22 protein-coding genes are annotated in these 23,905 nt (G+C 61.2%); 15 read left to right on the top strand and 7 right to left on the bottom strand.

What is annotated here, in order from left to right; all coding sequences use genetic code 11:
* Window positions 1-72: 72 nt before the first annotated feature.
* Complete coding sequence (locus ACLEJQ_RS06900) at window positions 73-1,536, bottom strand: transglycosylase SLT domain-containing protein (protein WP_440793415.1); 1,464 nt, start codon at window positions 1,534-1,536, stop codon at window positions 73-75.
* A gap of 99 nt (window positions 1,537-1,635) precedes the next feature.
* Window positions 1,636-2,403, bottom strand: coding sequence for a hydroxyacylglutathione hydrolase (gloB, locus tag ACLEJQ_RS06895; RefSeq protein WP_440793413.1), 768 nt, complete (start codon window positions 2,401-2,403; stop codon window positions 1,636-1,638).
* Between the two features lie 65 nt (window positions 2,404-2,468).
* Here gloB and ACLEJQ_RS06890 point away from each other — a divergent pair, with 65 nt between their 5' ends.
* A complete protein-coding gene (locus ACLEJQ_RS06890; RefSeq protein WP_440793411.1) occupies window positions 2,469-3,227 on the top strand; it encodes a class I SAM-dependent methyltransferase in 759 nt (252 codons plus the stop codon).
* An 89-nt stretch (window positions 3,228-3,316) separates the two neighbouring features.
* Window positions 3,317-3,769, top strand: a complete 453-nt coding sequence (gene rnhA, locus ACLEJQ_RS06885) for a ribonuclease HI (RefSeq protein ID WP_440793409.1) — start codon at window positions 3,317-3,319, stop codon at window positions 3,767-3,769.
* Between the two features lie 64 nt (window positions 3,770-3,833).
* On the opposite strand, the gene ACLEJQ_RS06880 is transcribed toward rnhA, so the two are convergent.
* On the bottom strand, window positions 3,834-5,879 hold the full coding sequence (locus ACLEJQ_RS06880; RefSeq protein WP_440793407.1) for a patatin-like phospholipase family protein: 2,046 nt from the start codon (window positions 5,877-5,879) through the stop codon (window positions 3,834-3,836).
* Window positions 5,880-6,066: 187 nt separating this feature from the next.
* Between ACLEJQ_RS06880 and dnaQ the strand changes: the two genes are divergently transcribed.
* Both dnaQ and ACLEJQ_RS06870 read left to right on the top strand, forming a co-directional pair.
* Entirely contained in the window at window positions 6,067-6,819 is a 753-nt protein-coding gene (gene dnaQ, locus ACLEJQ_RS06875; RefSeq protein ID WP_440793405.1) for a DNA polymerase III subunit epsilon, read from the top strand.
* Window positions 6,820-7,120: 301 nt separating this feature from the next.
* Window positions 7,121-7,735: a GNAT family N-acetyltransferase gene (locus ACLEJQ_RS06870; protein ID WP_440793403.1), complete on the top strand. Its 615-nt coding sequence runs from the start codon at window positions 7,121-7,123 to the stop codon at window positions 7,733-7,735.
* Here the strand turns inward: ACLEJQ_RS06870 and ACLEJQ_RS06865 are convergent.
* Together ACLEJQ_RS06865 and ACLEJQ_RS06860 are read right to left on the bottom strand one after the other, a co-directional pair.
* Window positions 7,701-8,594 carry a LysR substrate-binding domain-containing protein gene (locus tag ACLEJQ_RS06865; RefSeq protein ID WP_440793401.1) on the bottom strand — a complete coding sequence of 298 codons (894 nt, stop codon included), beginning with the start codon at window positions 8,592-8,594 and terminating at the stop codon, window positions 7,701-7,703. The two genes, ACLEJQ_RS06870 and ACLEJQ_RS06865, sit on opposite strands and share 35 nt — an antisense overlap.
* An 85-nt stretch (window positions 8,595-8,679) precedes the next feature.
* Window positions 8,680-8,913, bottom strand: a complete 234-nt coding sequence (locus ACLEJQ_RS06860; protein WP_440793399.1) for a hypothetical protein — start codon at window positions 8,911-8,913, stop codon at window positions 8,680-8,682.
* Between the two features lie 185 nt (window positions 8,914-9,098).
* Between ACLEJQ_RS06860 and ACLEJQ_RS06855 the strand changes: the two genes are divergently transcribed.
* The 3 genes from ACLEJQ_RS06855 to ACLEJQ_RS06845 all read left to right on the top strand — a co-directional run bounded on the left by ACLEJQ_RS06855 (window position 9,099) and on the right by ACLEJQ_RS06845 (window position 11,538).
* The gene (locus ACLEJQ_RS06855) at window positions 9,099-9,656 is read left to right on the top strand and encodes an NADPH-dependent FMN reductase (RefSeq protein WP_440793397.1); all 558 of its coding nucleotides are present in this window, start codon (window positions 9,099-9,101) and stop codon (window positions 9,654-9,656) included.
* Window positions 9,657-9,866: 210 nt separating this feature from the next.
* Window positions 9,867-10,217, top strand: a complete 351-nt coding sequence (locus ACLEJQ_RS06850; RefSeq protein ID WP_440793395.1) for a metalloregulator ArsR/SmtB family transcription factor — start codon at window positions 9,867-9,869, stop codon at window positions 10,215-10,217.
* Window positions 10,218-10,254: 37 nt separating this feature from the next.
* Complete coding sequence (locus tag ACLEJQ_RS06845; RefSeq protein WP_440793393.1) at window positions 10,255-11,538, top strand: arsenic transporter; 1,284 nt, start codon at window positions 10,255-10,257, stop codon at window positions 11,536-11,538.
* Window positions 11,539-11,669: 131 nt separating this feature from the next.
* Here the strand turns inward: ACLEJQ_RS06845 and ACLEJQ_RS06840 are convergent, their stop codons facing one another.
* Window positions 11,670-12,635, bottom strand: coding sequence for a DUF1853 family protein (locus tag ACLEJQ_RS06840; protein WP_440793392.1), 966 nt, complete (start codon window positions 12,633-12,635; stop codon window positions 11,670-11,672).
* A 105-nt stretch (window positions 12,636-12,740) separates the two neighbouring features.
* Here ACLEJQ_RS06840 and ACLEJQ_RS06835 point away from each other — a divergent pair, with 105 nt between their 5' ends.
* The 6 genes from ACLEJQ_RS06835 (at window position 12,741) to pepN (ending at window position 19,382) form a co-directional block, all read left to right on the top strand.
* Entirely contained in the window at window positions 12,741-13,631 is an 891-nt protein-coding gene (locus ACLEJQ_RS06835; protein ID WP_245144498.1) for an NAD(+) kinase, read from the top strand.
* Window positions 13,628-14,602, top strand: a complete 975-nt coding sequence (locus tag ACLEJQ_RS06830) for a metallophosphoesterase (protein WP_440793545.1) — start codon at window positions 13,628-13,630, stop codon at window positions 14,600-14,602. Before ACLEJQ_RS06835 ends, ACLEJQ_RS06830 begins: the two co-directional genes overlap by 4 nt.
* Window positions 14,599-15,474: a rhomboid family intramembrane serine protease gene (locus ACLEJQ_RS06825; RefSeq protein ID WP_440793390.1), complete on the top strand. Its 876-nt coding sequence runs from the start codon at window positions 14,599-14,601 to the stop codon at window positions 15,472-15,474. Before ACLEJQ_RS06830 ends, ACLEJQ_RS06825 begins: the two co-directional genes overlap by 4 nt.
* A gap of 149 nt (window positions 15,475-15,623) precedes the next feature.
* Complete coding sequence (locus ACLEJQ_RS06820; protein WP_440793388.1) at window positions 15,624-15,884, top strand: YeaC family protein; 261 nt, start codon at window positions 15,624-15,626, stop codon at window positions 15,882-15,884.
* On the top strand, window positions 15,881-16,711 hold the full coding sequence (locus ACLEJQ_RS06815; RefSeq protein ID WP_440793386.1) for a DUF2797 domain-containing protein: 831 nt from the start codon (window positions 15,881-15,883) through the stop codon (window positions 16,709-16,711). The genes ACLEJQ_RS06820 and ACLEJQ_RS06815 overlap by 4 nt, the downstream gene beginning before the upstream one ends.
* A 13-nt stretch (window positions 16,712-16,724) precedes the next feature.
* A complete protein-coding gene (pepN, locus tag ACLEJQ_RS06810) occupies window positions 16,725-19,382 on the top strand; it encodes an aminopeptidase N (protein WP_440793384.1) in 2,658 nt (885 codons plus the stop codon).
* A gap of 135 nt (window positions 19,383-19,517) precedes the next feature.
* Here pepN and ACLEJQ_RS06805 read toward each other — a convergent pair whose 3' ends face one another.
* Window positions 19,518-19,991, bottom strand: coding sequence for a hypothetical protein (locus tag ACLEJQ_RS06805; RefSeq protein ID WP_440793382.1), 474 nt, complete (start codon window positions 19,989-19,991; stop codon window positions 19,518-19,520).
* A 320-nt stretch (window positions 19,992-20,311) separates the two neighbouring features.
* Here ACLEJQ_RS06805 and ACLEJQ_RS06800 point away from each other — a divergent pair, with 320 nt between their 5' ends.
* Window positions 20,312-21,364, top strand: a complete 1,053-nt coding sequence (locus tag ACLEJQ_RS06800) for a WD40/YVTN/BNR-like repeat-containing protein (protein WP_440793380.1) — start codon at window positions 20,312-20,314, stop codon at window positions 21,362-21,364.
* A 43-nt stretch (window positions 21,365-21,407) separates the two neighbouring features.
* Window positions 21,408-23,783 (top strand): efflux RND transporter permease subunit, encoded by a 2,376-nt coding sequence (locus ACLEJQ_RS06795; RefSeq protein WP_440793378.1) that lies wholly within the window; start codon window positions 21,408-21,410, stop codon window positions 23,781-23,783.
* Window positions 23,784-23,905 lie beyond the last annotated feature (122 nt).

Below are 23,905 nucleotides of genomic sequence, written 5' to 3'. Positions count from 1 at the left end.
AGGCGGCTGATTTGGGGCTGCTGCGCAGCCCAGCGGGAGCAAGCTCCCTCGCCACAGGGAGGCTGTCAGCGCTTAGTGCGGGGAGTAGACCGTAAGCATTTGCCCAGGCTTGAGGGCCTTGCCCATCCGTGGATTCCAGCGCTTGAGGTGTTGCATCTCGACGTTGAAGCGCTTGGCCACTACGTACAGCGAGTCGCCTTGCTGGACCTTGTATTGGGTTTGCTTGGTTTTTCCGTTCTTGCTGTTGGCGGCGACCACGGTGTTGATGCGCTTGCCAGTGCTCTTGGCCGCCTTGGTGGCCTTGGCGTCCTGCATCACCAGGGTCTGGCCGACCTTGAGCCTGTTGCCGCTGAGTTTGTTCCAGCGTTGCAGGTCCTTGGTCTGGACGTTGTTGGCCTTGGCGATCTGGGCCAGGTTGTCGCCGCGCTTGACCCGGTAGGTGCGGCGTACGCCTTCCACTTCGCTGTCGTCGGCGGTTTCGAAGACTGGTTTGAGCGAGCGTTGGCTGATGAGCTCTTCCGGGCGCATGGTCGACAGGCTGGCGGACAGCAGTTGCGCCTTGGAGGTGGGCACCAGCAGGTGCTGGGGACCGTCGATGGTGGTGCGTTGTTTGAAGGCCGGATTGAGCTGGAACAGCTCGTCTTCATCGATGTTCGCCACCGCCGCGACCTTGGACAGGTCCATGCGCTGGTTGATCTCGACGACCTGGAAGTACGGCTCGTTGGCAATCGGGTTGAGGTTCACGCCATAGGCATCGGGGGACAGCACGACCTGGGACAGCGCCAGCAGCTTGGGCACGTAGGCCTGGGTTTCGGCCGGCAGCGGCAGGTTCCAGTAGTCGGTGGGCAGGCCGAGCTTCTCGTTGCGTTCGATGGCCCGGCTGACCGTGCCTTCGCCGGCATTGTAGGCGGCCAGCGCCAGCAGCCAGTCACCGTTGAACATGTCGTGCAGGCGCGTCAGGTAATCCATGGCGGCCGTGGTGGAAGCGGTGATGTCGCGACGCCCGTCATAGAAGCGGGTCTGGCGCAGGTTGAAATAGCGCCCGGTTGACGGGATGAACTGCCACAGCCCCACGGCGTTGGCACGGGAATAGGCCATCGGGTTGTAGGCGCTTTCGATCACCGGCAGCAGCGCCAGCTCCAGCGGCATGTTGCGCTCTTCCAGGCGTTCGACGATGTAATGCATGTACAGGCTGCCGCGTTCACCGGCGCCTTCCAGAAAGGACGGGTTGCTGGCGAACCACAGGCGTTGCTGCTCGATACGTGGGTTGACCCCGGCGGTTTCCTGCAACTGGAAGCCCTGGCGCATGCGCTCCCAGATGTCCTGAGGCGCTTGGGGGCTGGGCTTTTCGCTGAGCCAGACAGGCTTCTGCTTGGCACGGGCGGCCATGTTCTTCGGCACTTGCGCCGTATCGGTCTGGGGCAGCTGACCGCTGCTCTGGCAGCCCGCCAGTGTGGCGGACACAGCCACCGCGATGGCTTGAGCCAGGCGGGTCAAAGTGTCGGACTGGGCGGACCTGCGTATAGATGACGACATTGGCTGGAAGTAAGTTCCGGGCAAAAATGTCGGCCGATTCTAGAAAGCGCACCCCAACAGGTCAACCATTCAGAATTTTTGTATCAACCGGTAGGTCCCTTAGAACTTATCTTTCCAAGCTCTCAAGGCTGCAAAAACCTCACTCGGCGTCTGGTTTCGCTGGCCGTTCCGTTCGTCTGCTTTTTGTTTAACAGATGTTTCAGTCACCCTCAGGAATGGATTGGTGAGTTTTTCCAACGCCAGGGTCGAGGGCAGGGTGATGACGCCTTCGTCGCGTTGCCGGCTGACTTTTTCCAGGCGGGCGGCGATGTTCTGGTTGTCCGGTTCTACCGCCGCGGCGAATTTAAGGTTGCCGAGGGTATATTCGTGGGTGCAGTAGACCAGCGTATCCTCGGGCAAGGCGGCGAGACGGCTGAGGGAGTGGTGCATCTGTTCGGGCGTGCCCTCGAACAGCCGGCCGCATCCGGCGGCGAACAGCGTATCGCCACAGAACAGCAGGCCATGATGGTAGTAGGCGATATGCCCGAGCGTGTGGCCGGGCACGGCGTAGACATCGAAGTCCCAGCCGAGCACGTTGACCTTGTCATTGTCGTGCAGTGCCCTGTCCCGTGCCGGGATGTTCTCGCTGGCCGGGCCGTGGACCGTGGCCTGTGTGGCGTCTTTCAGCGCCTGGACGCCGCCGACATGATCATGATGATGGTGAGTGACCAGGATATCGCTCAGGACCCAGCCCGGATGGGCGTCGAGCCAGGCTCGCACTGGTGTGGCGTCACCCGGGTCGACCACGGCGCAGCGCTGGGTGGAGTGATCCTGTAACAACCAGATGTAGTTATCGGTGAACGCGGGCAGGGCACTGATCTGTATCATCGCGGAATTCGCCAAGCGGTAAACAAAGGCGCATCTTAGAACTTCCTGGCGCGTTGGAGAATGCAATGACCGATGAAGCGTTCGCTCAGGCTGATCCTGACTGGCTGGCGTTGATCAGCGCCGCCCGTGAATGGCTGTCCGGCCCGGTCGGGCAGTTTTTGCTGGAAGAGGAACGACGCATGCTCGAAGATGAGCTGGGTCGGTTCTTCGGCGGCTATCTTGTGCACTATGGGCCTTCGGCACAGACCCCGCCGTCAGCGCCGCAGGTCCAGCGCAACGTACGGCTGGGAGCGCCGTTGCCCGGCGTGGAAATCGTCTGCGAGGAGCAGGCCTGGCCGCTGAGCGAGCATGCCGCCGATGTGGTGGTGATGCAGCATGGCCTGGATTTCTGCCTGTCCCCCCATGGCTTGCTGCGTGAGGCCGCCAGCAGCGTGCGCCCCGGTGGGCACTTGCTGATCATCGGTCTTAACCCTTGGAGCAGTTGGGGGCTGCGGCATGTGTTTGCTCAGGATGCCTTGCGCCAGGCCCGTTGTATCTCGGCTTCCAGGGTGGGCGACTGGCTCAACCTGCTGGGCTTCGCGCTGGAGAAACGCCGCTTCGGGTGCTATCGTCCGCCGCTTGCGTCACCCAAGTGGCAGGCCCGCCTGGCTGGCTGGGAGCGCAAGGCCGGTGACTGGCAACTGTCCGGCGGCGGCTTCTATCTATTGGTCGCGCGCAAGATCGCGGTCGGGCTGCGCCCGGTGCGTCAGGTTCGACGCGAGCCGATGGGCAAGTTGATCCCCCTGCCGATGGCCAAGGTCAACCGGCGCCACATCGAGCCTTAACCCTTTTCTGATGGTCTGGCCGGCAATTCGGTTGCAGGCGGTTTCGGGCCTGGCCGGCAGGCCTTTGCATTTTTCCTGGATAGATTGGCATGAGCGATAGCGTAGAACTCTTCACTGACGGCGCCTGCAAGGGCAACCCCGGTCCGGGCGGCTGGGGGGCGTTGCTGGTGTGCAAGGGCGTGGAGAAAGAACTCTGGGGCGGCGAGGCCAACACCACCAACAATCGCATGGAACTGATGGGCGCCATCCGCGGCCTGGAAGAACTCAAGCGGCCCTGCGACGTGTTGCTGGTCACCGACTCGCAATACGTGATGAAGGGAATCAACGAGTGGATGGCGAACTGGAAGAAGCGCGGCTGGAAAACCGCCGCGAAGGAGCCGGTCAAAAACGCCGACCTGTGGATGCTGCTGGACGAGCAGGTCAACCGCCACAACGTGACCTGGAAATGGGTGCGCGGCCACATCGGCCACCACGGCAACGAACGGGCCGACCAGTTGGCCAATCGTGGGGTGGATGAGGTGCGCGGTTACAAGCAGAGCTGACCGCGAGCGTGGCACCACGCCGGCCTTCGCCCGGCTGGCGTGGTTCAAGGTCTGCCCAACTGCTTCAGAAACCTGTGGATTGGATGGAAGCGCTCGTTTTTGGATTCCAGGATGCGAATGGTTTTCCAGCCGGGCCTTGTTCGGAGAGGGTAATACGACGCCCTATGTCATAGCCCAACGCCCGATGACCGTTGACCTGCGTTCTGGGGTAATTGATATCTTTGGTCGCGACCTGGGGGAAGCGATCACATTCGCCCAGCCACTGGTGCTTGCAGGCAGACAATCCCTGCTTGTAAAGCCAGATCGCTTCGCAGGAAAAGTCATTGTCGCCATCGCAGTTCGCCAACCTGTCGCTCCAGTCCGGGTTCGGTGGCATTGCCTCTTCTTGGGTCGACAACTTGACGTACAGGACCCGGATCCGGTTTTCAGCTGTGCATCCCTGGTCAGGGCAGATGTCGAAACGGAAGAACGGGTCGGATTTGACGAAGTTAAACCCGATATCCTTCCGAGTGAAAGTTTCGCAGGCGTCTGAGTCCAGAAATCTATCAGGGACGGTAGCACTGCCCTCCACCTTGTAGAACTTCAATCCCTCTTCCTTGCCCAGATGGCAGCGCAGGCGCTGTAATGCATCAAACACGGCCATGCGTTGGTCTCCCTTGCTGGTCGCCTCGTGCTCTGCATCAATCGTAATGATGTTTTTGACTCGTCTTTTAACCAAGGCGTAAAGCCCAAGGTTTTCCGAATGTCCACCATCACTCAGGTACACCGAGTCACGTGTTTCGTCATATCTACGGTTAGTTGCAAAATAAAAGGGAAACGGCAGTACTTTGTGCCAGGCTCGAGTGGCCGGCTCGACCCTCGGATTTGCCACGTACCGACCCAGGGACAAGTTCAAGGCGTCGGCGAATGCGTCTACCGGGACGTACACCAAAGGCAGGTCGGATAGCTTGAGGGAGTCGACTGCGGCCCCTGACATCATGACGGCTTCGGAGAGTTTCGGCGCTTCAGCGGGATAACAAGGTACCCCATAGGTACGGCGGTTTGTTTTGTCTTGATAATCACAGTAGCCAAACGCGGTATTGCCATAGGCCAGGGGGGAAAACTCATAGACGACGCTTGCCAGGTCAGAATTGAAACCCGCGAAATCAGCGGTGCGTAGCCATTCCACTTTCCCGCCATAGGCCGCCGTCGTGTTGACGATAAAGAAGGGTATTTCGCCCCGCTTGGCCGCGCCAGCCAGTTCGCTATAGCTGGGTGACGCGTTTTCTAAAGTCGAATGCCAGTCAGTCGGGTAGGCGCCAAAGGTTCGGTCGATTCCTTTCTTGTAGGCTGATTCCCACGGGTTCACGTTGACCTGCCAGCGAAAGATGCCGTTCGCGATGATATTGAGTGGAACGGACGGGACCCAGAGTGCGGTACGCCCCGTCATCTCGCCGATGTAGCTACTCTGGTCGATAAAAGCACCGTAGTAGGAGTCCTGGGTCCTGGTAATCAGATAGCTGTTGTTTTCTATGTAAGTCTGGAAGCGTCGGCTTGTTTGATCGGCATGGTGAGGCCGGGCCATGGGTTCGATGTCGGGGTTGTCTCTTACGGCTTTATAGACGTAGTAGCTTTTGAACAACTCGTCGGTGGCAGCCGCCGGCGTCTGGTAGTGTTTTGCGCCATAGAGCTGGTGAGTGAGCCATAAGTTGGCGTAACTGCCTCCTGATACGGAAGAAACAATATCTACCTGGTCGAGTAGACCCTGTTTCTGCAGCCCAGCCAGAACGCCAATTGAAAATGTAGCGGAGCGCATCCCGCCCCCGGAAAGCGACAGTCCAAGTTCCGGACGGTAGCCGGTAAGTTCTTGTCCTGTACAGCTATCATTGCTGGCACCGGATTGCGCATGAAGTTGTTGGCGATACGAGCGCAGGTGGCAATTTTCGGCGGCTCTCAAGGTAGCACTTCTTTCCTCATAGCGTGCCGGATCGGGTTGTTCGCCGTCGGTTCGACCGAGGTCAGGCCGGTCATCGAGTGATGCACAACCGGACAGTAATGCAAGGGTGAGCGTTGCCAGTTTTGCTCCGCCGCAGCCGGGTATTTTTTCATGGGGTCGAGAGATGAGACACATTTCACGCTCCTTATGGTAACTGGCGTTGAGCAACGACCAGTGGCATGAGGCTAGCATTTCACTGGCTTAGTGCCATTGCTCACCTGTACTCATTTGTAATAGCCGGATCCGGGGAAATTCCATCACGACTGGACCGTGTTAACATCCGCCCCTTTGCAAGCATGCACCCGTTGAGAGCTGAGCACTGATGGCCAACAGATCTGTTGTACTGGATACCGAAACCACCGGCATGCCGGTGACCGATGGTCACCGGATTATCGAAATCGGTTGCGTCGAGCTGATCGGTCGGCGCCTTACCGGTCGCCATTTCCACGTCTACCTGCAACCGGACCGCGAAAGCGACGAGGGCGCTATCGGCGTCCACGGCATCACCAACGAATTTCTGGTGGGCAAGCCGCGTTTCGCCGAGGTGGCCGATGAGTTCTTCGAGTTCATCCAGGGCGCGCAGTTGATCATCCACAACGCGGCGTTCGACGTGGGGTTCATCAACAACGAATTCGCCTTGCTGGGCCAGCATGACCGGGCCGACATCACCCGGCACTGCACCATCCTCGATACCTTGATGATGGCCCGGGAGCGGCACCCCGGGCAGCGCAACAGCCTCGATGCCTTGTGCAAACGCTATGGCGTCGACAACTCCGGCCGCGAACTGCACGGCGCCTTGCTCGACTCCGAGATCCTCGCCGACGTCTACCTGACCATGACCGGCGGCCAGACCAGCCTATCCCTGGCCGGTAACGCCTCGGACGGTGCCGGTGAAGGGGCCGGCAGCCAGGTCACGCAAATCCGCCGTTTGCCTGCGGACCGTCAACCGTCGCGGATCATCCGCGCCAGCGAAAGCGACCTGGCCGAACACGCCGCACGTCTGGAGGCCATCGCCAAGTCGGCGGGTGCTCCGGCATTGTGGACGCAGTTGGTCGAGAATCAGGCAGCGAGCTGATTCATCCGGGGAGTGGCGAACCTCTGGCGAGGGAGCTTGCTCCCGCTGGACTGCGACGCAAACCTCTTTGGCGGTCGCGGCGCCCGAGCGGGAGCAAGCTCCCTCGCCACATGATTGAGTGAAGCCTTGAGTAAACCGCCGTGGCGATCGTTCATTTCACTCGCCACAATCGCCGCGACCTTCTAACCTGAGGTAACACGCAGGCTATTGGATCCAATTCGATGTCTGAAGATTTGCACAGCACGGGCAATGGATGGCAATGCGCCGTTGGTTGCTTCAAGGAATGAGGACCTTCTCCTGTATGCAGCCGGTCATGAATCCCAAGCACCCCGGGTTGTCGGTGCGCGTTGTCGATGATGGCTTTGCAGCCTACATCTGGGGCAGTGATTTCAGTTTCGAGGTCAGCGAATACGGTACGGCGCAGATCGGCCGGCCCGTGAGCCAATGGCCGGTGACGCCCATCGTTCCTTACAGCAAGTGCTACGGCATCGACCCGGAGGAGTTCAGCAGCTTCCGCGATGCGCCGGACAGCGAGATTTTCATGGCCTATCTCGACGACCAGCCGGTCGGACACCTGGTCGTCAGCACCAACTGGAACGGCTTTGCCCACATCGACGAACTGGCTGTACACGCCCCGGCGCGTCGTCATGGGGTGGCCAAGGCATTGCTCGATGTCGCGCATTTCTGGAGTCGCAAGAAAAAACTGCCGGGCGTGATGCTGGAAACCCAGAACAACAACCTGGGAGCCTGCCGGCTCTACGAGCGCTGCGGGTACGTGCTGGGCGGCATCGACCACCTGCGCTATCGCGGCATCGACCGGCATACCGCCGAGGTGGCGTTGTTCTGGTACCGGTTGTTCGACGATCCGCTGGGCATGTCGATCAGTGGCCCAGCAGGGCCTCGGCTTGTTCCGTAATTCGTTCGAGCAGTGTTTGCAGGGCGGGTGAGGGCGTCGTGCCATTCAGGGTCAGCGCATAGAGGCTGATGGGGACGGCAGGTGATACCGGACAGACGTCCAGGCCGCCGCCCTTGGCGCCGGAAGCGGTGAACGGGTCGACGATCGCCAGGCCTTCGCCGGCTTCGACCATGGCGCGCATCATCTGGTGGGTCTGCACGCGGATCTGGATCACCGGCGCCGGGCGCAGTGCTCCCAGTTTATGTTCGAACGCCGGGCTCAGCGGATCATGCCCATCGAGTCCCACCAGCGGCTGGCCCGCCAGATCCTGAAGCGAAACGTATTTTTGTCGCGGTTGCAGCCAGCCATGGGGCGCGAGCAATTGCAGTTTGCCCTGGGCGATCATCCGGCACTGAATGTCGGGATGTTCGGGGTCATGCAGGCTCAGGCCGAGGTCGCTTACTCGCAATAACAGGCTTCGGACGATTTCGCGGGTCGGCTGGCTGAGCAGGGTGCAAGGCGCGTCCGGGTGACGTCGGCGCAGGGCGGCGATGCTCTGGGGCAACAATTGCTGGGCCAGCGGCGGAGTGCAGATGATGCGCAGGGGCGGTGCCTGGTGATGTTTCAGGCTGCTGGCCAAGCGCTGCACCGGTTCCAGGGTATCGTACAGCCGCGTGATGCCGTCGCGCAGTTCAAGGGTTTCCCGTGTTGCCTGCAAGCGCCCCCGCACACTGGCAAACAGCATGAAGCCCAGTTGCGTCTCGGCGTCGCGAAGGATCGCCTCGACTTCCGTCGTCGGCAATTGCAGCCACTGCGCTGCAGTGCCGAGGTGGCCGGTTTGCAGCAGCGCCTGGATCACTTCGATGTGGCGTAAACGCATGCAAGAAGTCCATGTTCGGCGGGTGTGCCATTGAATGGCCGAATCCTAACCCAAGTCCGGGCATGACTTCTGCTCATAAGAGCAATTATGAAGCGATCAGCGTTTCAGGTTCGCGCGTCAGTTCGATGCCCGATTGCACCAGCAGGAATCGGTCCTCGTCGAGTTTGTTGACCCGATCGCCGATGGCCAGCTTATAGGTAGTGACAGGCTCCTTGCCGCTGCCGTCGGGCGACGGGGTCGATTCCTGGAACTCATGCACCGAGTAGACGCGACCTTCGGCGTCCCGCGCATGAAATTGTCCGACAAGTACTGCTGCCATTGCTTAGAACCTCTGGAAATAGATCACTCGATTTGCGGTTCTGTAGACCTTGGTCAAGCGCGGGAAGTTTTCCTACAAGAAAAAAATAGTCGAAGAGGCCGATTTCCGTCGCTCCACTGGTCCAATTGTCACGCCGATCATCTATAACTACAGGCTCCTTTGAATCGACAGTCGAGAAGCCTCTCATGACTAATGTTTATAAAGTGGCCGTTCTGGTGGGCAGCCTGCGCAAGGCATCGATCAATCGCAAGATCGCCCTGGCACTGGCCGACCTGGCTCCCGCCAACCTGCACTTGAGTATTGTCGAAATAGGTGAGTTGCCACTCTATAACGAAGACATCGATGTGACGCCGCCGGCGGCCTACACCACGTTCCGCCAGCAGGTGGGTGCGGCGGACGCGTTGCTGTTTGTCACGCCTGAGTACAACCGCTCGGTGCCGGCACCGTTGAAAAACGCCATCGACGTCGGCTCGCGCCCGTATGGCCAGAGCTGCTTCAGTGGCAAGCCGGGCGCGGTGATCAGCGCTTCGCCGGGCGCCATCGGTGGTTTCGGCGCCAACCATCATCTGCGCCAATCCCTGGTTTTCCTCGATGTGCCTTGCATGCAACAGCCCGAAGGTTACCTGAGCGGCGCCGGAACGGCATTTGACGAGGCGGGCAACCTGTCGGAGTCGTTGAAGCCGTTCTTGCAGAAATTCATTGATGCTTATGGTCGGTGGGTGGAACAGCATAAAAAGGCCTGATCGGCCCGCCAGACCCCGTGGTGAGGGAGCTTGCTCCCGCTGGCCTGCGCAGCAGGCCCCTTCATTGGCGGTCGCTACGCCTGACGTCGGACCGACCGAGCGGGAGCAAGCTCCCTCGCCACAAGAGCACGTTGCGTGACCAATCCGGGCTTTACCGAATATTCGGATTTCCATATATTCGCCCTTCGTTCACCCAGGCTCTTCATTGCCATGCCCGATTCCCACAATCCCGTCGAAGTCTTCAAGGCGCTGGCCGACGACACGCGCACGCGTATTGCGCTGCTGGTGGCGCGTGAAGGTGAATTGTGCGTCTGCGAACTCACCGCCGCGCTGGAACTGAGCCAGCCGAAGATCTCCCGGCACCTGGCCCAGTTACGCAACGCCGGTCTGCTCAGTGACAGGCGTCAGGGGCAGTGGATTTATTACCGTCTGCATCCACAGCTACCGTCCTGGGTCCGCTCTTCGCTGGAGCAGGCGCTGGCGGCGAATGCGGGCTGGATGGCGGCGGATGTACAGCGCCTGGGCGCGATGACTGACCGTCCGGTGGCCCGTTGCTGCTGACTATCTCCTACCCATTGCTCTTTCAAGGCTGTTGCGCATGCTCATCGCGTCATTGATTTTCCTGCTGACCATTACCCTGGTGATCTGGCAACCCAAAGGGCTCGGCGTCGGCTGGAGCGCTACGTTCGGCGCGCTGCTGGCATTGTTGTGCGGGGTGGTGCATCTCGCGGACATCCCGCTGGTGTGGCAGATCATCTGGAATGCCACCGGCACTTTTGTCGCACTGATCATCATCAGCCTGTTGCTGGACGAGGCGGGGTTCTTCGCTTGGGCGGCCCTGCATGTGGCTCGCTGGGGGCGGGGCAGCGGGCGCAAGCTGTTCGGGTTCATGGTGTTGTTGGGAGCGTTGGTATCGGCACTGTTTGCCAATGACGGCGCGGCGTTGATCCTGACACCCATTGTGATTTCGATGCTGCTGGCGCTGCGCTTTTCCCCGGCGGCGACCCTGGCGTTCGTGATGGGCGCCGGTTTCATCGCCGACACTGCGAGCCTGCCACTGGTGGTGTCGAACCTGGTAAACATTGTTTCGGCGGACTTCTTCGGCATCGGCTTCAGCCGCTACGCGGCGGTCATGGTGCCGGTGAACCTGGTCAGCGTCGCGGCCAGCCTGGCGATCCTGTTGTGGTTCTTTCGCCGGGACATCCCCCGTGACTACGACCCGCAGCAACTGGACGAACCGGCCAGTGCGATCCACGACAAGGCCACCTTCATGGCCGGCTGGGCCGTGTTGGTGATTCTGCTGCTGGGCTGCTTTGCCCTGGAGCCGCTGGGGATTCCCATCAGCGCGATTTCGGCAGTCTGTGCGGTGCTGCTGCTGGGCGTCGCCGCTCGTGGACACAAAATCTCCACCCGCAAGGCGATGAAAGAAGCGCCGTGGCAGATCGTGATCTTCTCCCTGGGCATGTACCTGGTGGTCTATGGCCTGCGCAACGCCGGGCTGACCGGGTACCTGGCGCACTGGCTCGACAGCTTCGCCGGAAACGGCGTGTGGGGTGCGGCGATGGGCACCGGGCTGTTGACCGCTTTGCTCTCCTCGGCGATGAACAACCTGCCGACGGTCCTGGTCGGCGCCTTGTCCATCGACGCCAGCCAGGCCACTGGAGCGGTGAAGGAGGCGATGATCTATGCCAACGTCATCGGCAGCGACCTGGGTCCGAAAATCACCCCCATTGGCAGCCTGGCGACCTTGCTCTGGCTGCACGTGCTGGAGCGCAAGGATATTCGGATTGGCTGGGGTTATTACTTCAAGGTCGGGATTGTGTTGACGGTGCCGGTGTTGTTGGTGACGTTGGCGGCGTTGGCTTTGCGGTTGTCTTTCTAGACTGAGGTGGCTTAATCGCGAGCAGGCTCGCTCCCACAGGGATTTGAGGTGCACGCCAAATCCGCGAACACCGCAGAACCAATGTGGGAGCGAGCCTGCTCGCGATGAGGTCGCTCCAGACACAGCAATACTCAGCTATTACCCGGCACATCCGGCCAACGATCCGCTACCAGGAACACCCGCTCGGCCTCTTCCCACTCGCCGCCAGAGTTCTCAGTCAAACGCACCATCAACTGCGCCGGCGCCATCGGATCCAGCTCACTCAACCAAGCCGCCAATTGCGCAACGCTCCAGGTCTGGTCGGCCGGATAGTGGGCCGGCGCCAGCCAGGCGGCGCGGGGCAGGGGTTGCCAGCGCCCCGGCGGGCGCTGGGTGACGAACGCCGGCCAATCCCGTTGATGCAACCAACGGCCGCGCAGGTGCCGGGGATGGGCGCCCGCCGGCGGTTCGGCGTTGCCGGGCCAGGGGTAGAGCAGGTATCCACCCAGCCATAGCTCGGAACGAAACACCTCGCTGCCCGCGCATTCGATGCCCAGTGCCGCCAGCGCTTCGCGGCTTTCCGGGCGGGTCGAGATCGGCAGCTGGTGCTCGCGCAGGTGCGCCAGTTTACGGTCCAGGCGGTCATGGCTACCCGGGCCCAGCCATTGCGCGGGGTCCTGGCCGTTACCGCCCTGAGGGCCCAGGTACAACTTGATCGCCAGTTCCAGGTGATGGACGCCATCGCCGTCGCGCAGCAGCAGGTCCAGCTCACCCAGGGTGTGGCCCTGGTGGCGGATCGGCAGGTTCGCAGCGATCAGTTCGATGCCCGGCGCATGTTGCGCGGCAAACTGCCAAAGCCGCTCGTAATACAGACCCAGGCGCCGCGTCCGCCCCTGGGACAGGCACTGCAGCAAGGGGTAGCTGTCGCGGTCCAGTTGCCGCAGCCAATGCTCCAGCCGATCCGGCTCGCGCACCCAGTCGCTGCCGGTCAGCGGATGGCGTTGCGGCCATGGCGTATCGATGAGCATCGGTGGGGCCAGCAGCGCCCACGCCAGGTCCCGCACTTCGGGATGGCGCAGGCGGCGGGGCAGGTCGAGTAAATCGGGGAACAGGATCATTTTGCGAGCATAGCCGCTACGGTGAAGGCTTAAAGAATTTTGTCTACGGAGCGCTTTCGCCCATAATCGGGTTTTTCGCCCGCCGCAGACCCTCGCAGGAGCCCCATGGAGCAATTTCGCAATATCGGCATCATCGGTCGCCTGGGCAGTTCGCAGGTGTTGGATACCGTTCGCCGCCTCAAGCGGTTCCTGCTGGAACGGCACCTGCACGTGATCCTCGAAGACACCATCGCCGAAGTCCTGCCCGGCCACGGCCTGCAAACCTCGTCGCGCAAGATGCTCGGCGAAGTCTGCGACATGGTGATCGTGGTTGGCGGCGACGGTAGCCTGCTGGGTGCCGCCCGGGCGCTGGCGCGGCACAATATTCCGGTGCTGGGGATCAACCGGGGCAGCCTCGGTTTCCTGACCGACATCCGTCCCGACGAGCTGGAAGTCAAGGTCGCCGAGGTACTGGACGGCCATTACCTGGTGGAAAACCGTTTCCTGCTGCAAGCCGAGGTACGCCGTCACGCCGAGGCCATCGGCCAGGGCGATGCCCTCAACGATGTGGTGCTGCACCCTGGCAAGTCCACGCGGATGATCGAGTTCGAGCTGTACATCGACGGCCAGTTCGTCTGCAGCCAGAAGGCCGACGGCCTGATCGTCGCCACGCCCACCGGTTCCACGGCCTACGCGCTGTCCGCCGGCGGGCCGATCATGCATCCCAAGCTCGACGCTATTGTGATTGTGCCCATGTACCCCCATACCTTGTCTGGGCGACCCATCGTGGTCGATGGCAACAGTGAGCTGAAAATCGTCGTGTCCAAGGATATGCAGATCTACCCGCAAGTGTCCTGTGACGGCCAGAATCATTTCACCTGCGCGCCGGGTGACACCATCACCGTCAGCAAGAAAGCGCAGAAACTGCGCCTGATCCATCCGCTGGATCACAACTACTACGAAGTCTGCCGGACCAAGCTCGGTTGGGGCAGCCGGCTGGGAGGCAGGGGCGACTGATGCTCGATCCTGCGCGCAGTTACGATCTGATCGGCGATGTGCACGGATGCGCCCTGACCCTGGAACGCCTGTTGGACCGACTCGGTTACCACAAGCACGGCGGGGTCTGGCGGCATCCGTCGCGCATGGCCGTGTTCCTGGGAGACATCATCGACCGTGGCCCGCGGATCCGCGAGGCGCTGCACATCGTCCATGACATGGTCGTGGCCGGGCAGGCCCTGTGCATCATGGGCAACCACGAGTTCAACGCCTTGGGCTGGAGCACTCCGGCGCTGCCCGGCAGCGGCCAGCGCTATGTGCGCGAGCACACGCCGCGCCACGCCCGGCTGCTCAACGAAACCCTGACCCAGTTCGAGCAGCACCCCGGTGACTGGCAGGACTTCCTCAAGTGGTTCTATGAGCTGCCGCTGTTCGTCGACGCCGGCCGTTTCCGGGTGGTGCATGCCTGTTGGGACGCCGGCCTGATCGAGCCGTTGCGTGGACTGTTCCCGGACGGCTGCGTCGACGAACATTTCCTCCAGGCCTCGGCGCAATCGGGCAGCTTCGCCTGCACGGTGTTCGACCGTCTGCTGCGTGGCACCGACATGCGCCTGCCCCACGGCATGACCCTGACCGGTGGCGACGGCCTGACCCGGGCGTTTTTCCGCACTAAGTTCTGGGAAGACAACCCGCAGACCTACGGCGATATCGTGTTCCAGCCCGATGCCTTGCCTGAGCCGGTGGCCCGCACGCCACTGACCCCGGAAGAAAAGAACAACCTGCTGCGCTACGGCGTCGACGAACCGATGCTGTTTGTCGGCCATTACTGGCGCAGCGGCAAACCGGCGCCGATCCGTCCGAACCTGGCCTGCCTGGATTACAGCGCGGTGCTCTACGGCAAGCTGGCGGCCTATCGACTGGACCAGGAAACCCGCCTGGACCCGCATAAATTCGTCTGGGTCGATGTCGAGCGCCCGGAGGTGATGCGATGAGCGTTGTCGCCGTCCTGCGTTTGCCCTTGGCCGAAGACTTGAGCGGCTTCGTCAAGCTGCTGCAACGCATGCAGGTGCCGCACCGCGTCAGCGAAGAGGCCGGCGAACAGGTACTCTGGGTGCCGGATGAAGTCGGCGACGATGTGCGCGCCTTGTATGCGCGTTTTCCGGCGGGCGATCCCGACCGACAGCTGGACCTGCCGGTTATCGGCAACACGTCGCGGCGCCCGGGTTTCGTCGAACAACTGACCCGCAGCCCGGTGACCGCGCTGGTGTTGCTGTTGAGCCTGATCGTCGGTGCGGTGACCCTGCTGGGTGAAAATCTTGAAACCCTGCGCTGGCTGACGTTCCTGGAGTTTCGTGTTGTCGGCGAGTACATCCAGTTCACCCCCCTGGCCGACAGCCTGGCGGCGGGGCAGTGGTGGCGCCTGGTGACACCGATGCTGGTGCACTTCGGCTTCCTGCACATTGCGATGAACGGCATGTGGTACTGGGAGCTGGGCCGGCGGATCGAAGCGCGCCAGGGCGGTATCAACCTGCTGGGGCTGACGCTGCTGTTCAGTCTCGTGTCCAATTTCGTCCAGTATGTTGTCAGCGGGGCCACGCTGTTCGGCGGCTTGTCCGGTGTGCTCTATGGCCTGCTGGGGCATTGCTGGATCTATCAACTGCTGGCGCCGACCCCGGCCTATCACTTGCCCCGCGGGGTGCTGGTGATGATGCTGGTCTGGCTGCTGTTGTGCCTGTCCGGGCTGGTCTCGCTGATCGGTTTCGGTGAAATCGCCAACGGCGCCCATGTCGGCGGGCTGCTCGTCGGTTGCTTCACGGGATTGTTGGGCGGGCTGTTTGCTCGCCGTAAAATGGCCCGACAATGATCCTGTGGCGAGGGAGCTTGCTCCCGCTTGGGTGCGCAGCACCCACAAGGAGGGCCGCTACGCAGCCCAGCGCGAGCAAGCTCGCTCGCCACGAATGACCAATAGCCCACTTAATCTTTATTGTCACTAAACGAACGCGCGGAGAACCCATGTCCTCGTTCAACGAAATGATCCAGAACATCACCCCCGACATCTACCGCAGCCTGAAGCTGGCGGTGGAAATCGGTAAATGGGCCGATGGCAACAGACTCACCGCCGAGCAGCGCGAGTTGTCGTTGCAGGCGATGATCGCCTGGGAAATCCAGAACCTGCCCGAAGAAGAGCGCACCGGCTACATGGGCCCGCAGGAGTGCCAGTCGAAGTCCACCGAAGTGCCGAACATCCTGTTTAAGTCGGACGCCATCCATTGATCGAGATTGGCCGCGGTGCAATGAGCAAGATGTCGGCGCGCCTTGACGGGCCGACCGTTCAATACGCCTTTCGCCTGGGTGATACGGAGGTGCCGGTCAACCCATTGATCGGCAGTACAGTGCGCCTGGAGTTTCTCGGTGCGATCCATTGCACCCACTGCGGGCGCCGGACCAAGACCAGTTTCAGCCAGGGTTACTGCTACCCGTGCATGACCAGGCTGGCCCAGTGCGACCTGTGCATCATGAGCCCCGAGCGCTGCCATTTCGAGGCCGGCACTTGCCGCGATCCGGCCTGGGGCGAGCAGTTCTGCATGACCGATCACGTGGTGTACCTGGCCAATTCCTCGGGCGTGAAGGTCGGCATCACCCGCGCCACGCAGCTGCCGACCCGCTGGCTGGATCAGGGTGCCAGCCAGGCGTTGCCGATCCTGCGAGTCGCGACCCGGCAGCAGTCGGGGTTCGTCGAGGACCTGTTTCGCAGCCAGGTGGCGGACAAGACCAACTGGCGCGCCTTGCTCAAGGGCGATGCCGCCGCCGTCGACCTGCCACAGATCCGCGATTCGCTGTTTGAAAGCTGTGCCCAGGGATTGCAGGGCTTGCAGGAACGATTCGGCCTACAGGCGATCCAGACCATAGCGGACGTCGAACCGGTCGAGATCCGTTACCCGGTGCAGCAGTACCCGGCCAAGATCGTGAGCTTCAACCTGGACAAGAACCCGATTGCCGAAGGCACGCTGCTGGGGATCAAGGGCCAGTACCTGATTTTCGACACCGGCGTGATCAACATTCGTAAATACACGGCTTACCAGCTCGCCGTGCATCAGTAGAAGGACTCGACCCATGCGCACCGAACAACCGAAGATGATTTACCTGAAGGACTATCAGGCCCCCGAGTACCTGATCGACGAGACGCACCTGACCTTCGAGTTGTTCGAGGACCAGAGCCTGGTCCATGCGCAACTGGTGATGCGCCGCAACCCCGAGCGCGGCGCCGGGCTGCCGCCGCTGGTGCTCGACGGCCAGCACCTGGAGCTGATCTCGGTCAAGCTCGATGATTCCGACCTCGGTGCCGGCGATTATCAACTGGATGACAGCCACCTGACCCTGCACCCCAAGGCGCAGGCTTTCACGGTCGACACCAGCGTGCGGATCCACCCGGAAACCAACACCGCCCTGGAAGGCCTGTACAAATCCGGCGGGATGTTCTGCACCCAGTGCGAGGCCGAGGGTTTCCGCAAGATCACCTATTACCTCGACCGCCCGGACGTGATGAGCAAGTTCACCACCACCGTGGTGGCCGAGCAGCACAGTTATCCGGTGCTGCTGTCCAACGGCAACCCGATTGCCAGTGGTCCCGGCGAAGATGGCCGGCACTGGGCGACCTGGGAAGATCCATTCAAGAAGCCCGCTTACCTGTTTGCCCTGGTGGCCGGCGACCTGTGGTGCGTCGAAGACACCTTCACCACCATGAGCCAGCGTACCGTGGCGTTGCGCATCTACGTCGAGCCGGAAAACATCGACAAATGCCAGCACGCCATGACCAGCCTGAAGAAGTCGATGCGCTGGGACGAAGAGGTGTATGGCCGTGAGTACGACCTGGACATCTTCATGATCGTCGCGGTCAACGACTTCAACATGGGCGCGATGGAGAACAAGGGCCTCAACATCTTCAACTCCAGCGCTGTGCTGGCTCGCGCCGAAACCGCCACCGACGCCGCGCACCAGCGGGTCGAGGCGATCGTCGCCCATGAGTACTTCCACAACTGGTCGGGCAACCGCGTGACCTGCCGCGATTGGTTCCAGCTGTCGCTCAAGGAAGGTTTTACGGTGTTCCGCGACGCCGGCTTCTCGGCTGACATGAACTCCGCCACCGTCAAGCGCATCCAGGACGTGGCGTACCTGCGCACCCATCAGTTCGCCGAAGACGCCGGCCCCATGGCCCACCCGGTGCGCCCGGACAGTTTCATCGAGATCTCCAACTTCTACACCCTGACCGTGTACGAAAAAGGCTCGGAAGTGGTCGGCATGCTCCACACGCTGTTGGGGGCCGACGGCTTCCGCAAGGGTAGCGACCTGTACTTCCAGCGTCATGACGGTCAGGCCGTGACTTGCGACGATTTCATCAAGGCCATGGAGGATGCCAACGGCGTCGACCTGACGCAGTTCAAACGCTGGTACAGCCAGGCCGGCACGCCACGGTTGGTGGTGAGCGAGTCCTACGACGCCGCCGCCAGGACTTATAGCCTGACCTTCAGCCAGAGCTGCCCGCCGACCCCGGACAAGGCGGAAAAACTGCCGTTCGTGATTCCCGTGGAGCTGGGCTTGCTGGACAGCAGTGGCGCGGAAATTCCCCTGCGCCTGAGCGGCGAAGCGGCGGCCAGCGGCACCTCCCGCGTGATTTCGGTGACCGAAGCCGAGCAGACGTTCACCTTTGTCGACATCGCTGAAAAGCCCTTGCCATCGCTGCTACGCGGCTTCTCGGCGCCGGTCAAGCTGAGCTTCCCGTACAACCGCGACCAGTTGATGTTCCTGATGCAGCACGACAGCGATGGCTTCAATCGCTGGGATGCCGGCCAGCAATTGTCGGTGCAGGTGTTGCAGGAATTGATCGCCCAGCACCAGAAGGGCGCCAGCCTGTCGCTGGACCCGCGTCTGGTTACCGCATTGCGCACGGTGCTGTCGGACGAATCCCTGGACCAGGCCATGGTCGCGGAAATGCTCTCGCTGCCAAGCGAAGCCTATCTGACGGAAATCAGCGAAGTGGCCGACGTCGAGGCGATCCATGCCGCTCGCGAGTTCGCTCGCCAGCAGTTGGCCGACAACCTGTTCGAAGCCTTGTGGCTGCGCTATGAAGCCAACCGCGACCTGTCGAAACGCACGCCGTATGTGGCCGAGGCCGAACACTTTGCCCGTCGCGCCTTGCAGAACATCGCGCTGTCGTACCTGATGCTCACCGACAAACCAGAAGTGCTCAGTGCCACCCTGGAGCAATTCGACACCGCGGACAACATGACCGAACGCCTGACGGCGCTGGCGGTGTTGGTCAACTCGCCCTTTGAAACCGAGAAGGCCCGTGCCCTGGAAGTGTTCGCGGAAAACTTCAAGGGCAACCCGCTGGTCATGGACCAATGGTTCAGCGTCCAGGCCGGCAGCCCGCTGCCGGGCGGTCTGGCGCGGGTCAAGGCGTTGATGGAACACCCGGCGTTCAACATCAAGAACCCGAACAAGGTGCGGGCGCTGATCGGTGCATTCGCCGGGCAGAACCTGATCAACTTCCACGCCGCCGACGGTTCGGGTTATCGCTTCCTGGCCGATCTCGTCATCCAGCTCAACGGCTTCAACCCGCAGATCGCCTCGCGGCAACTGGCGCCGCTGACCCGCTGGCGCAAATACGACAGCGCCCGCCAGGCGTTGATGAAGGCCGAGCTCGAACGCATCCTGGCGTCGGGTGGGTTGTCCAGCGACGTGTTTGAGGTAGTGAGCAAGAGTTTGGCGTGAGCTTGATGCCGCGGTCTGTCTTCCAGACCGCGGCGCTCCCAATCGCGAGCAGGCTCGCTCCCACAGTAGATTTCCAGCGAACACCTGTGCTGTGAGGCTTTCGACTTGGTCGACGAGGCTCATGAGCCATCCGGGCTAAAAGCTTCTTTTTGAAAAGTTAAGTTCTTTTCCAGAGCCATGAATGGCCAGTGCCCCTAGGCCGACACCCGCCGTATAGCGCCTGGCAAGTAGAATGTTCAGGCTGAGAGCATTGACCAAGGCTTCTTCATTTCCTGGCGCGGGCTCCTCTGTTTCCTTAATGAATTCAGTGCTTGAGAATCTTAGGTCATCATGGAACGTAACACTGGCAGAATATTTATTGCTATGACCAATGCTCCCCATTACTTTGTAATTTATAAACGTTGCACCCTTGTATTTATTGGTGAAATTGAATGCTGGTAGATTCATGTCCCAGAAATATCCTGTTCCTTCCAGTAGCTTGACTACAGTAGGGACGTCCATGGCGTAGCTGTTATAGGGCTCTACATCAAATCCTTTTTCATCATTAACATTTTCAGGGGGGATCATGACACTCGCTCCTCTTGTGATGGCTAATGCAATATTTGTCATTCACAGTTCATGTGGGGAGTGTCGATTAAGAAGGGGAAGCGGGCTACTGTCAGAAGTAGCAGGGTTTTATATTGATTTTGAATAGAGAAAATAGGCTGTCGTTGTAATGGCCGTGCCATCACCCCACCGAATACCCCATCATTCACTCCCCGCGCAGCCCTCCTGGTTAACAAAAGATAACGTGGCGTCGATTGTCAGACCTTTCGAAAGCCCGATAGGATAGGTCAGCTTCCGAAGTGGCTCTAGATTGCAGGTTTCAGGACTATGCTCCAGAACAGGCAACGCACGAAGCCTAACAATAAGAAATGGGGGAAAGGTCTATGAGTGAGCCTGTCATGGCTGTGGGCCGCTGCCGCCCGCCGGTGCTGCGCAGAGTTGCGTTGCTGGCTTCAGCGCTCTCGCTGCTGGGCTCTGCCGTATTGTCGGCACCGGTGCTGGCCGTTGCGGCGTCAACGTCCGATGTCATTTATTCGGTCGAATCGGCCAAGGCCAGCAAGACCCTGATGCTCGATGTGGTCCATGCCGGCCAGCGCCTTGTGGCGGTGGGCGATCGGGGGCACGTTGTGTACTCGGACGACCAGGGCCGCTCCTGGACCCAGGCCAAGGTGCCGACCCGGCAACTGCTCACCGCTGTGTTCTTTGTCGATGACAAACACGGTTGGGCCGTGGGCCACGACTCCCAGATCCTCGCCAGCGAAGACGGCGGCAGCACCTGGACCAAGCAGTTCGAAGACCTGACCCGTGAAGCACCGTTGCTGGATGTCTGGTTCAAGGACGCCAACAACGGCTTCGCCGTGGGTGCCTACGGAGCGTTGGTGGAAACCACCGACGGCGGCAAGCACTGGGAAGACGCCAGCGAGCGCCTCGATAACGAAGACCAGTTCCACCTCAATGCAATCGCCGCCGTGAAAGATGCCGGGCTGTTCATTGTCGGCGAGTCCGGCAGCATGTTCCGCTCCAGCGATTGGGGCCAGACCTGGGAAAAACTCGAAGGCCCGTACGAAGGTTCGTTGTTCGGCGTCATCGGCACCGCCCAGCCTTCCACGCTGCTGGCCTACGGCTTGCGTGGCAATCTCTACCGCTCGACCGACTTCGGCAGCACCTGGGAGCAGGTGGAGCTCAAGGCTGCCCGGGGCGCCTTGGAGTTCGGCCTGGCCGGGGCCACGTTGCTGGAGGACGGGTCCATCGTGATTGTCGGCAATGGCGGCAGCGTGGTGCGCAGCACCGACGACGGCGTGACGTTCAGCGTGTTCAACCGCCCGGACCGGATTTCGGTGGCGGCGGTCACGGCGGCGGGCAACGGCAATCTGATCCTGGCGGGGCAGGGCGGCGTACGCGCCACCACGGCCACCGGCGCTGAACTGAGCAAATGAGTCAGGCCTGCATAACGGGCATAAAAACAACAAGGCGGACCCCATGAGCAGTCATCACCAAGACAAGGCGACCTTCCTCGAGCGCCTGATATTCAACAACCGCCCGGCAGTGATCGTCATTTGCCTGTTGGTCAGCCTCTTCCTTTTCTGGCAGGCCACGCTGATCCGGCCGTCCACCAGCTTCGAAAAAATGATCCCGCTCAAGCATCCTTTCATCGAGAAGATGCTCGAACACCGCAACGACCTGGCGAACCTGGGCAATACCGTGCGGATCTCGGTGGAAGCCACCGATGGCGATATTTTCTCCAAGGAATACATGGAGACCCTGCGCCAGATCCACGACGAGGTGTTCTACATTTCCGGCGTCGACCGTTCCGGCCTCAAGTCGCTGTGGAGCCCGAGCGTGCGCTGGACCGAGGTGACCGAAGAGGGCTTCGCCGGCGGCGAGGTGATCCCCCAGAGCTACAACGGCTCGGCCGACAGCCTGGACCTGCTGCGCAACAACGTGCTCAAGTCCGGCCAGGTCGGGCGCCTGGTGGCTAACGATTTCAAGTCGAGCATCATCGACATCCCGTTGCTGGAGTCCTACCCGGACCCGCAGGACCAGGGCAAACTGCTCGCCCTTGATTACCGCAAGTTTTCCCACGAGCTTGAAGACAAGATCCGCAACAAGTTCGAAGCCCAGAATCCGAACGTGCAGATTCACATCGTCGGCTTCGCCAAGAAGGTCGGCGACCTGATCGATGGCCTGGTCATGGTGGTGATGTTCTTCGGCGTGGCCTTCGTCATCACTCTGATCCTGCTGTACTGGTTCACTCACTGCATGCGCAGCACCATCGCGGTATTGAGCACCACGCTGGTGGCGGTGATCTGGCAATTGGGGTTGATGCACGCCGCCGGTTTCGGCCTGGACCCGTACTCGATGCTGGTGCCGTTCCTGATCTTCGCCATCGGCATTTCCCACGGCGTGCAGAAGATCAACGGCATCGCCTTGCAGTCCAGCGAGGCCGACAACGCCCTGACCGCCGCGCGGCGGACTTTCCGCCAGCTGTTCCTGCCGGGGATGATCGCGATCCTGGCGGACGCCGTCGGCTTCATCACCTTGCTGATCATCGACATCGGCGTGATCCGTGAACTGGCCATCGGTGCGTCCATCGGTGTGGCGGTGATCGTGTTCACCAACCTGATCCTGTTGCCGGTGGCGATTTCTTACGTCGGTATCAGCAAGCGCGCCGTCGAGCGCAGCAAGAAGGACGCGAACCGCGAGCATCCGTTCTGGCGCGGGTTGTCCAACTTCGCCAGTGCCAAGGTCGCGCCGGTGTCCATTGTCTTGGCGCTGATCGCCTTCGGTGGCGGCCTGTGGTACAGCCAGAACCTGAAGATCGGCGACCTGGACCAGGGCGCGCCGGAACTGCGCCCGGATTCGCGCTACAACCAGGACAACAATTTCATCATCAGCAATTACTCCACCAGTTCCGATGTGCTGGTGGTGATGGTCAAGACCAAGGCCGAAGGTTGCTCGCGCTACGAAGCCATGGCGCCCATCGATGAACTGATGTGGAAGATGCAGAACACCGAGGGCGTGCAGTCGGCGATCTCTTTGGTGACCGTGTCCAAGCAAATGATCAAGGGCATGAACGAGGGCAACCTGAAATGGGAAACCCTCTCGCGCAACCCTGACGTATTGAACAACTCCATTGCCCGGGCCGATGGCCTGTACAACAACAGCTGTTCCCTGGCACCGGTGCTGGTGTTCCTCAACGACCACAAGGCCGAGACCCTGGACCGCGCCGTCACGGCGGTGCAGGCGTTCGCCAAGGAAAACAACCGCGACGGCCTGGAGTTCATCCTGGCCGCCGGTAACGCCGGCATCGAAGCGGCCACCAACGAAGTGATCAAGCAGTCGGAACTGACGATCCTGATCCTGGTGTACATCTGCGTGGCGACTATGTGCATGATCACCTTCCGTTCCTGGGCGGCGACCTTGTGCATCGTGCTGCCGCTGGTACTGACCTCGGTACTGGGCAACGCCCTGATGGCATTCATGGGCATCGGCGTAAAAGTCGCGACCCTGCCGGTGGTGGCGCTGGGGGTGGGGATTGGCGTGGACTATGGGATCTATATCTACAGTCGCCTGGAAAGCTTCCTGCGGGCCGGGTTGCCGTTGCAGGAAGCGTATTACCAGACGCTGAAGTCCACTGGTAAAGCCGTGCTGTTCACCGGCCTGTGCCTGGCCATCGGCGTGTGCACCTGGATCTTCTCGGCCATCAAGTTCCAGGCCGACATGGGGCTGATGCTGACGTTCATGCTGCTGTGGAACATGTTCGGTGCGCTGTGGCTGCTGCCGGCGCTGGCGCGGTTCCTGATCAAGCCGGAAAAACTCGCTGGGCAGAAGGGCAATTCGTTGTTTGCCCACTGATGGATCAAGGCTGGCGCAGACCCCCTGTGGCGAGGGAGCTTGCTCCCGCTGGGCTGCGCAGCAGCCCCAAAAGCCTTCGGCCCCAGGTCACCAGATCCATCGGGTTGACTGTTAAAGGGGCC

The organism is Pseudomonas sp. SMV71 (assembly GCF_052042015.1).
In the GTDB taxonomy this organism is placed as follows: domain Bacteria; phylum Pseudomonadota; class Gammaproteobacteria; order Pseudomonadales; family Pseudomonadaceae; genus Aquipseudomonas.
Note: the sequence above shows the minus strand (reverse complement) of the source record. Positions and strands in the feature narration are given on the sequence as shown.

Bases quoted from the DNA above. Each gene is read 5' to 3' on its own strand.
- ACLEJQ_RS06900 (WP_440793415.1), bottom strand. From the start codon at position 1,536: ATGTCGTCATCTATACGCAGGTCCGCCCAGTCCGACACTTTGACCCGC.
- gloB (WP_440793413.1), bottom strand. From the start codon at position 2,403: ATGATACAGATCAGTGCCCTGCCCGCGTTCACCGATAACTACATCTGG.
- ACLEJQ_RS06890 (WP_440793411.1), top strand. From the start codon at position 2,469: ATGACCGATGAAGCGTTCGCTCAGGCTGATCCTGACTGGCTGGCGTTG.
- rnhA (WP_440793409.1), top strand. From the start codon at position 3,317: ATGAGCGATAGCGTAGAACTCTTCACTGACGGCGCCTGCAAGGGCAAC.
- ACLEJQ_RS06880 (WP_440793407.1), bottom strand. From the start codon at position 5,879: ATGTGTCTCATCTCTCGACCCCATGAAAAAATACCCGGCTGCGGCGGA.
- dnaQ (WP_440793405.1), top strand. From the start codon at position 6,067: ATGGCCAACAGATCTGTTGTACTGGATACCGAAACCACCGGCATGCCG.
- ACLEJQ_RS06870 (WP_440793403.1), top strand. From the start codon at position 7,121: ATGCAGCCGGTCATGAATCCCAAGCACCCCGGGTTGTCGGTGCGCGTT.
- ACLEJQ_RS06865 (WP_440793401.1), bottom strand. From the start codon at position 8,594: ATGCGTTTACGCCACATCGAAGTGATCCAGGCGCTGCTGCAAACCGGC.
- ACLEJQ_RS06860 (WP_440793399.1), bottom strand. From the start codon at position 8,913: ATGGCAGCAGTACTTGTCGGACAATTTCATGCGCGGGACGCCGAAGGT.
- ACLEJQ_RS06855 (WP_440793397.1), top strand. From the start codon at position 9,099: ATGACTAATGTTTATAAAGTGGCCGTTCTGGTGGGCAGCCTGCGCAAG.
- ACLEJQ_RS06850 (WP_440793395.1), top strand. From the start codon at position 9,867: ATGCCCGATTCCCACAATCCCGTCGAAGTCTTCAAGGCGCTGGCCGAC.
- ACLEJQ_RS06845 (WP_440793393.1), top strand. From the start codon at position 10,255: ATGCTCATCGCGTCATTGATTTTCCTGCTGACCATTACCCTGGTGATC.
- ACLEJQ_RS06840 (WP_440793392.1), bottom strand. From the start codon at position 12,635: ATGATCCTGTTCCCCGATTTACTCGACCTGCCCCGCCGCCTGCGCCAT.
- ACLEJQ_RS06835 (WP_245144498.1), top strand. From the start codon at position 12,741: ATGGAGCAATTTCGCAATATCGGCATCATCGGTCGCCTGGGCAGTTCG.
- ACLEJQ_RS06825 (WP_440793390.1), top strand. From the start codon at position 14,599: ATGAGCGTTGTCGCCGTCCTGCGTTTGCCCTTGGCCGAAGACTTGAGC.
- ACLEJQ_RS06820 (WP_440793388.1), top strand. From the start codon at position 15,624: ATGTCCTCGTTCAACGAAATGATCCAGAACATCACCCCCGACATCTAC.
- pepN (WP_440793384.1), top strand. From the start codon at position 16,725: ATGCGCACCGAACAACCGAAGATGATTTACCTGAAGGACTATCAGGCC.
- ACLEJQ_RS06805 (WP_440793382.1), bottom strand. From the start codon at position 19,991: ATGACAAATATTGCATTAGCCATCACAAGAGGAGCGAGTGTCATGATC.
- ACLEJQ_RS06800 (WP_440793380.1), top strand. From the start codon at position 20,312: ATGAGTGAGCCTGTCATGGCTGTGGGCCGCTGCCGCCCGCCGGTGCTG.
- ACLEJQ_RS06795 (WP_440793378.1), top strand. From the start codon at position 21,408: ATGAGCAGTCATCACCAAGACAAGGCGACCTTCCTCGAGCGCCTGATA.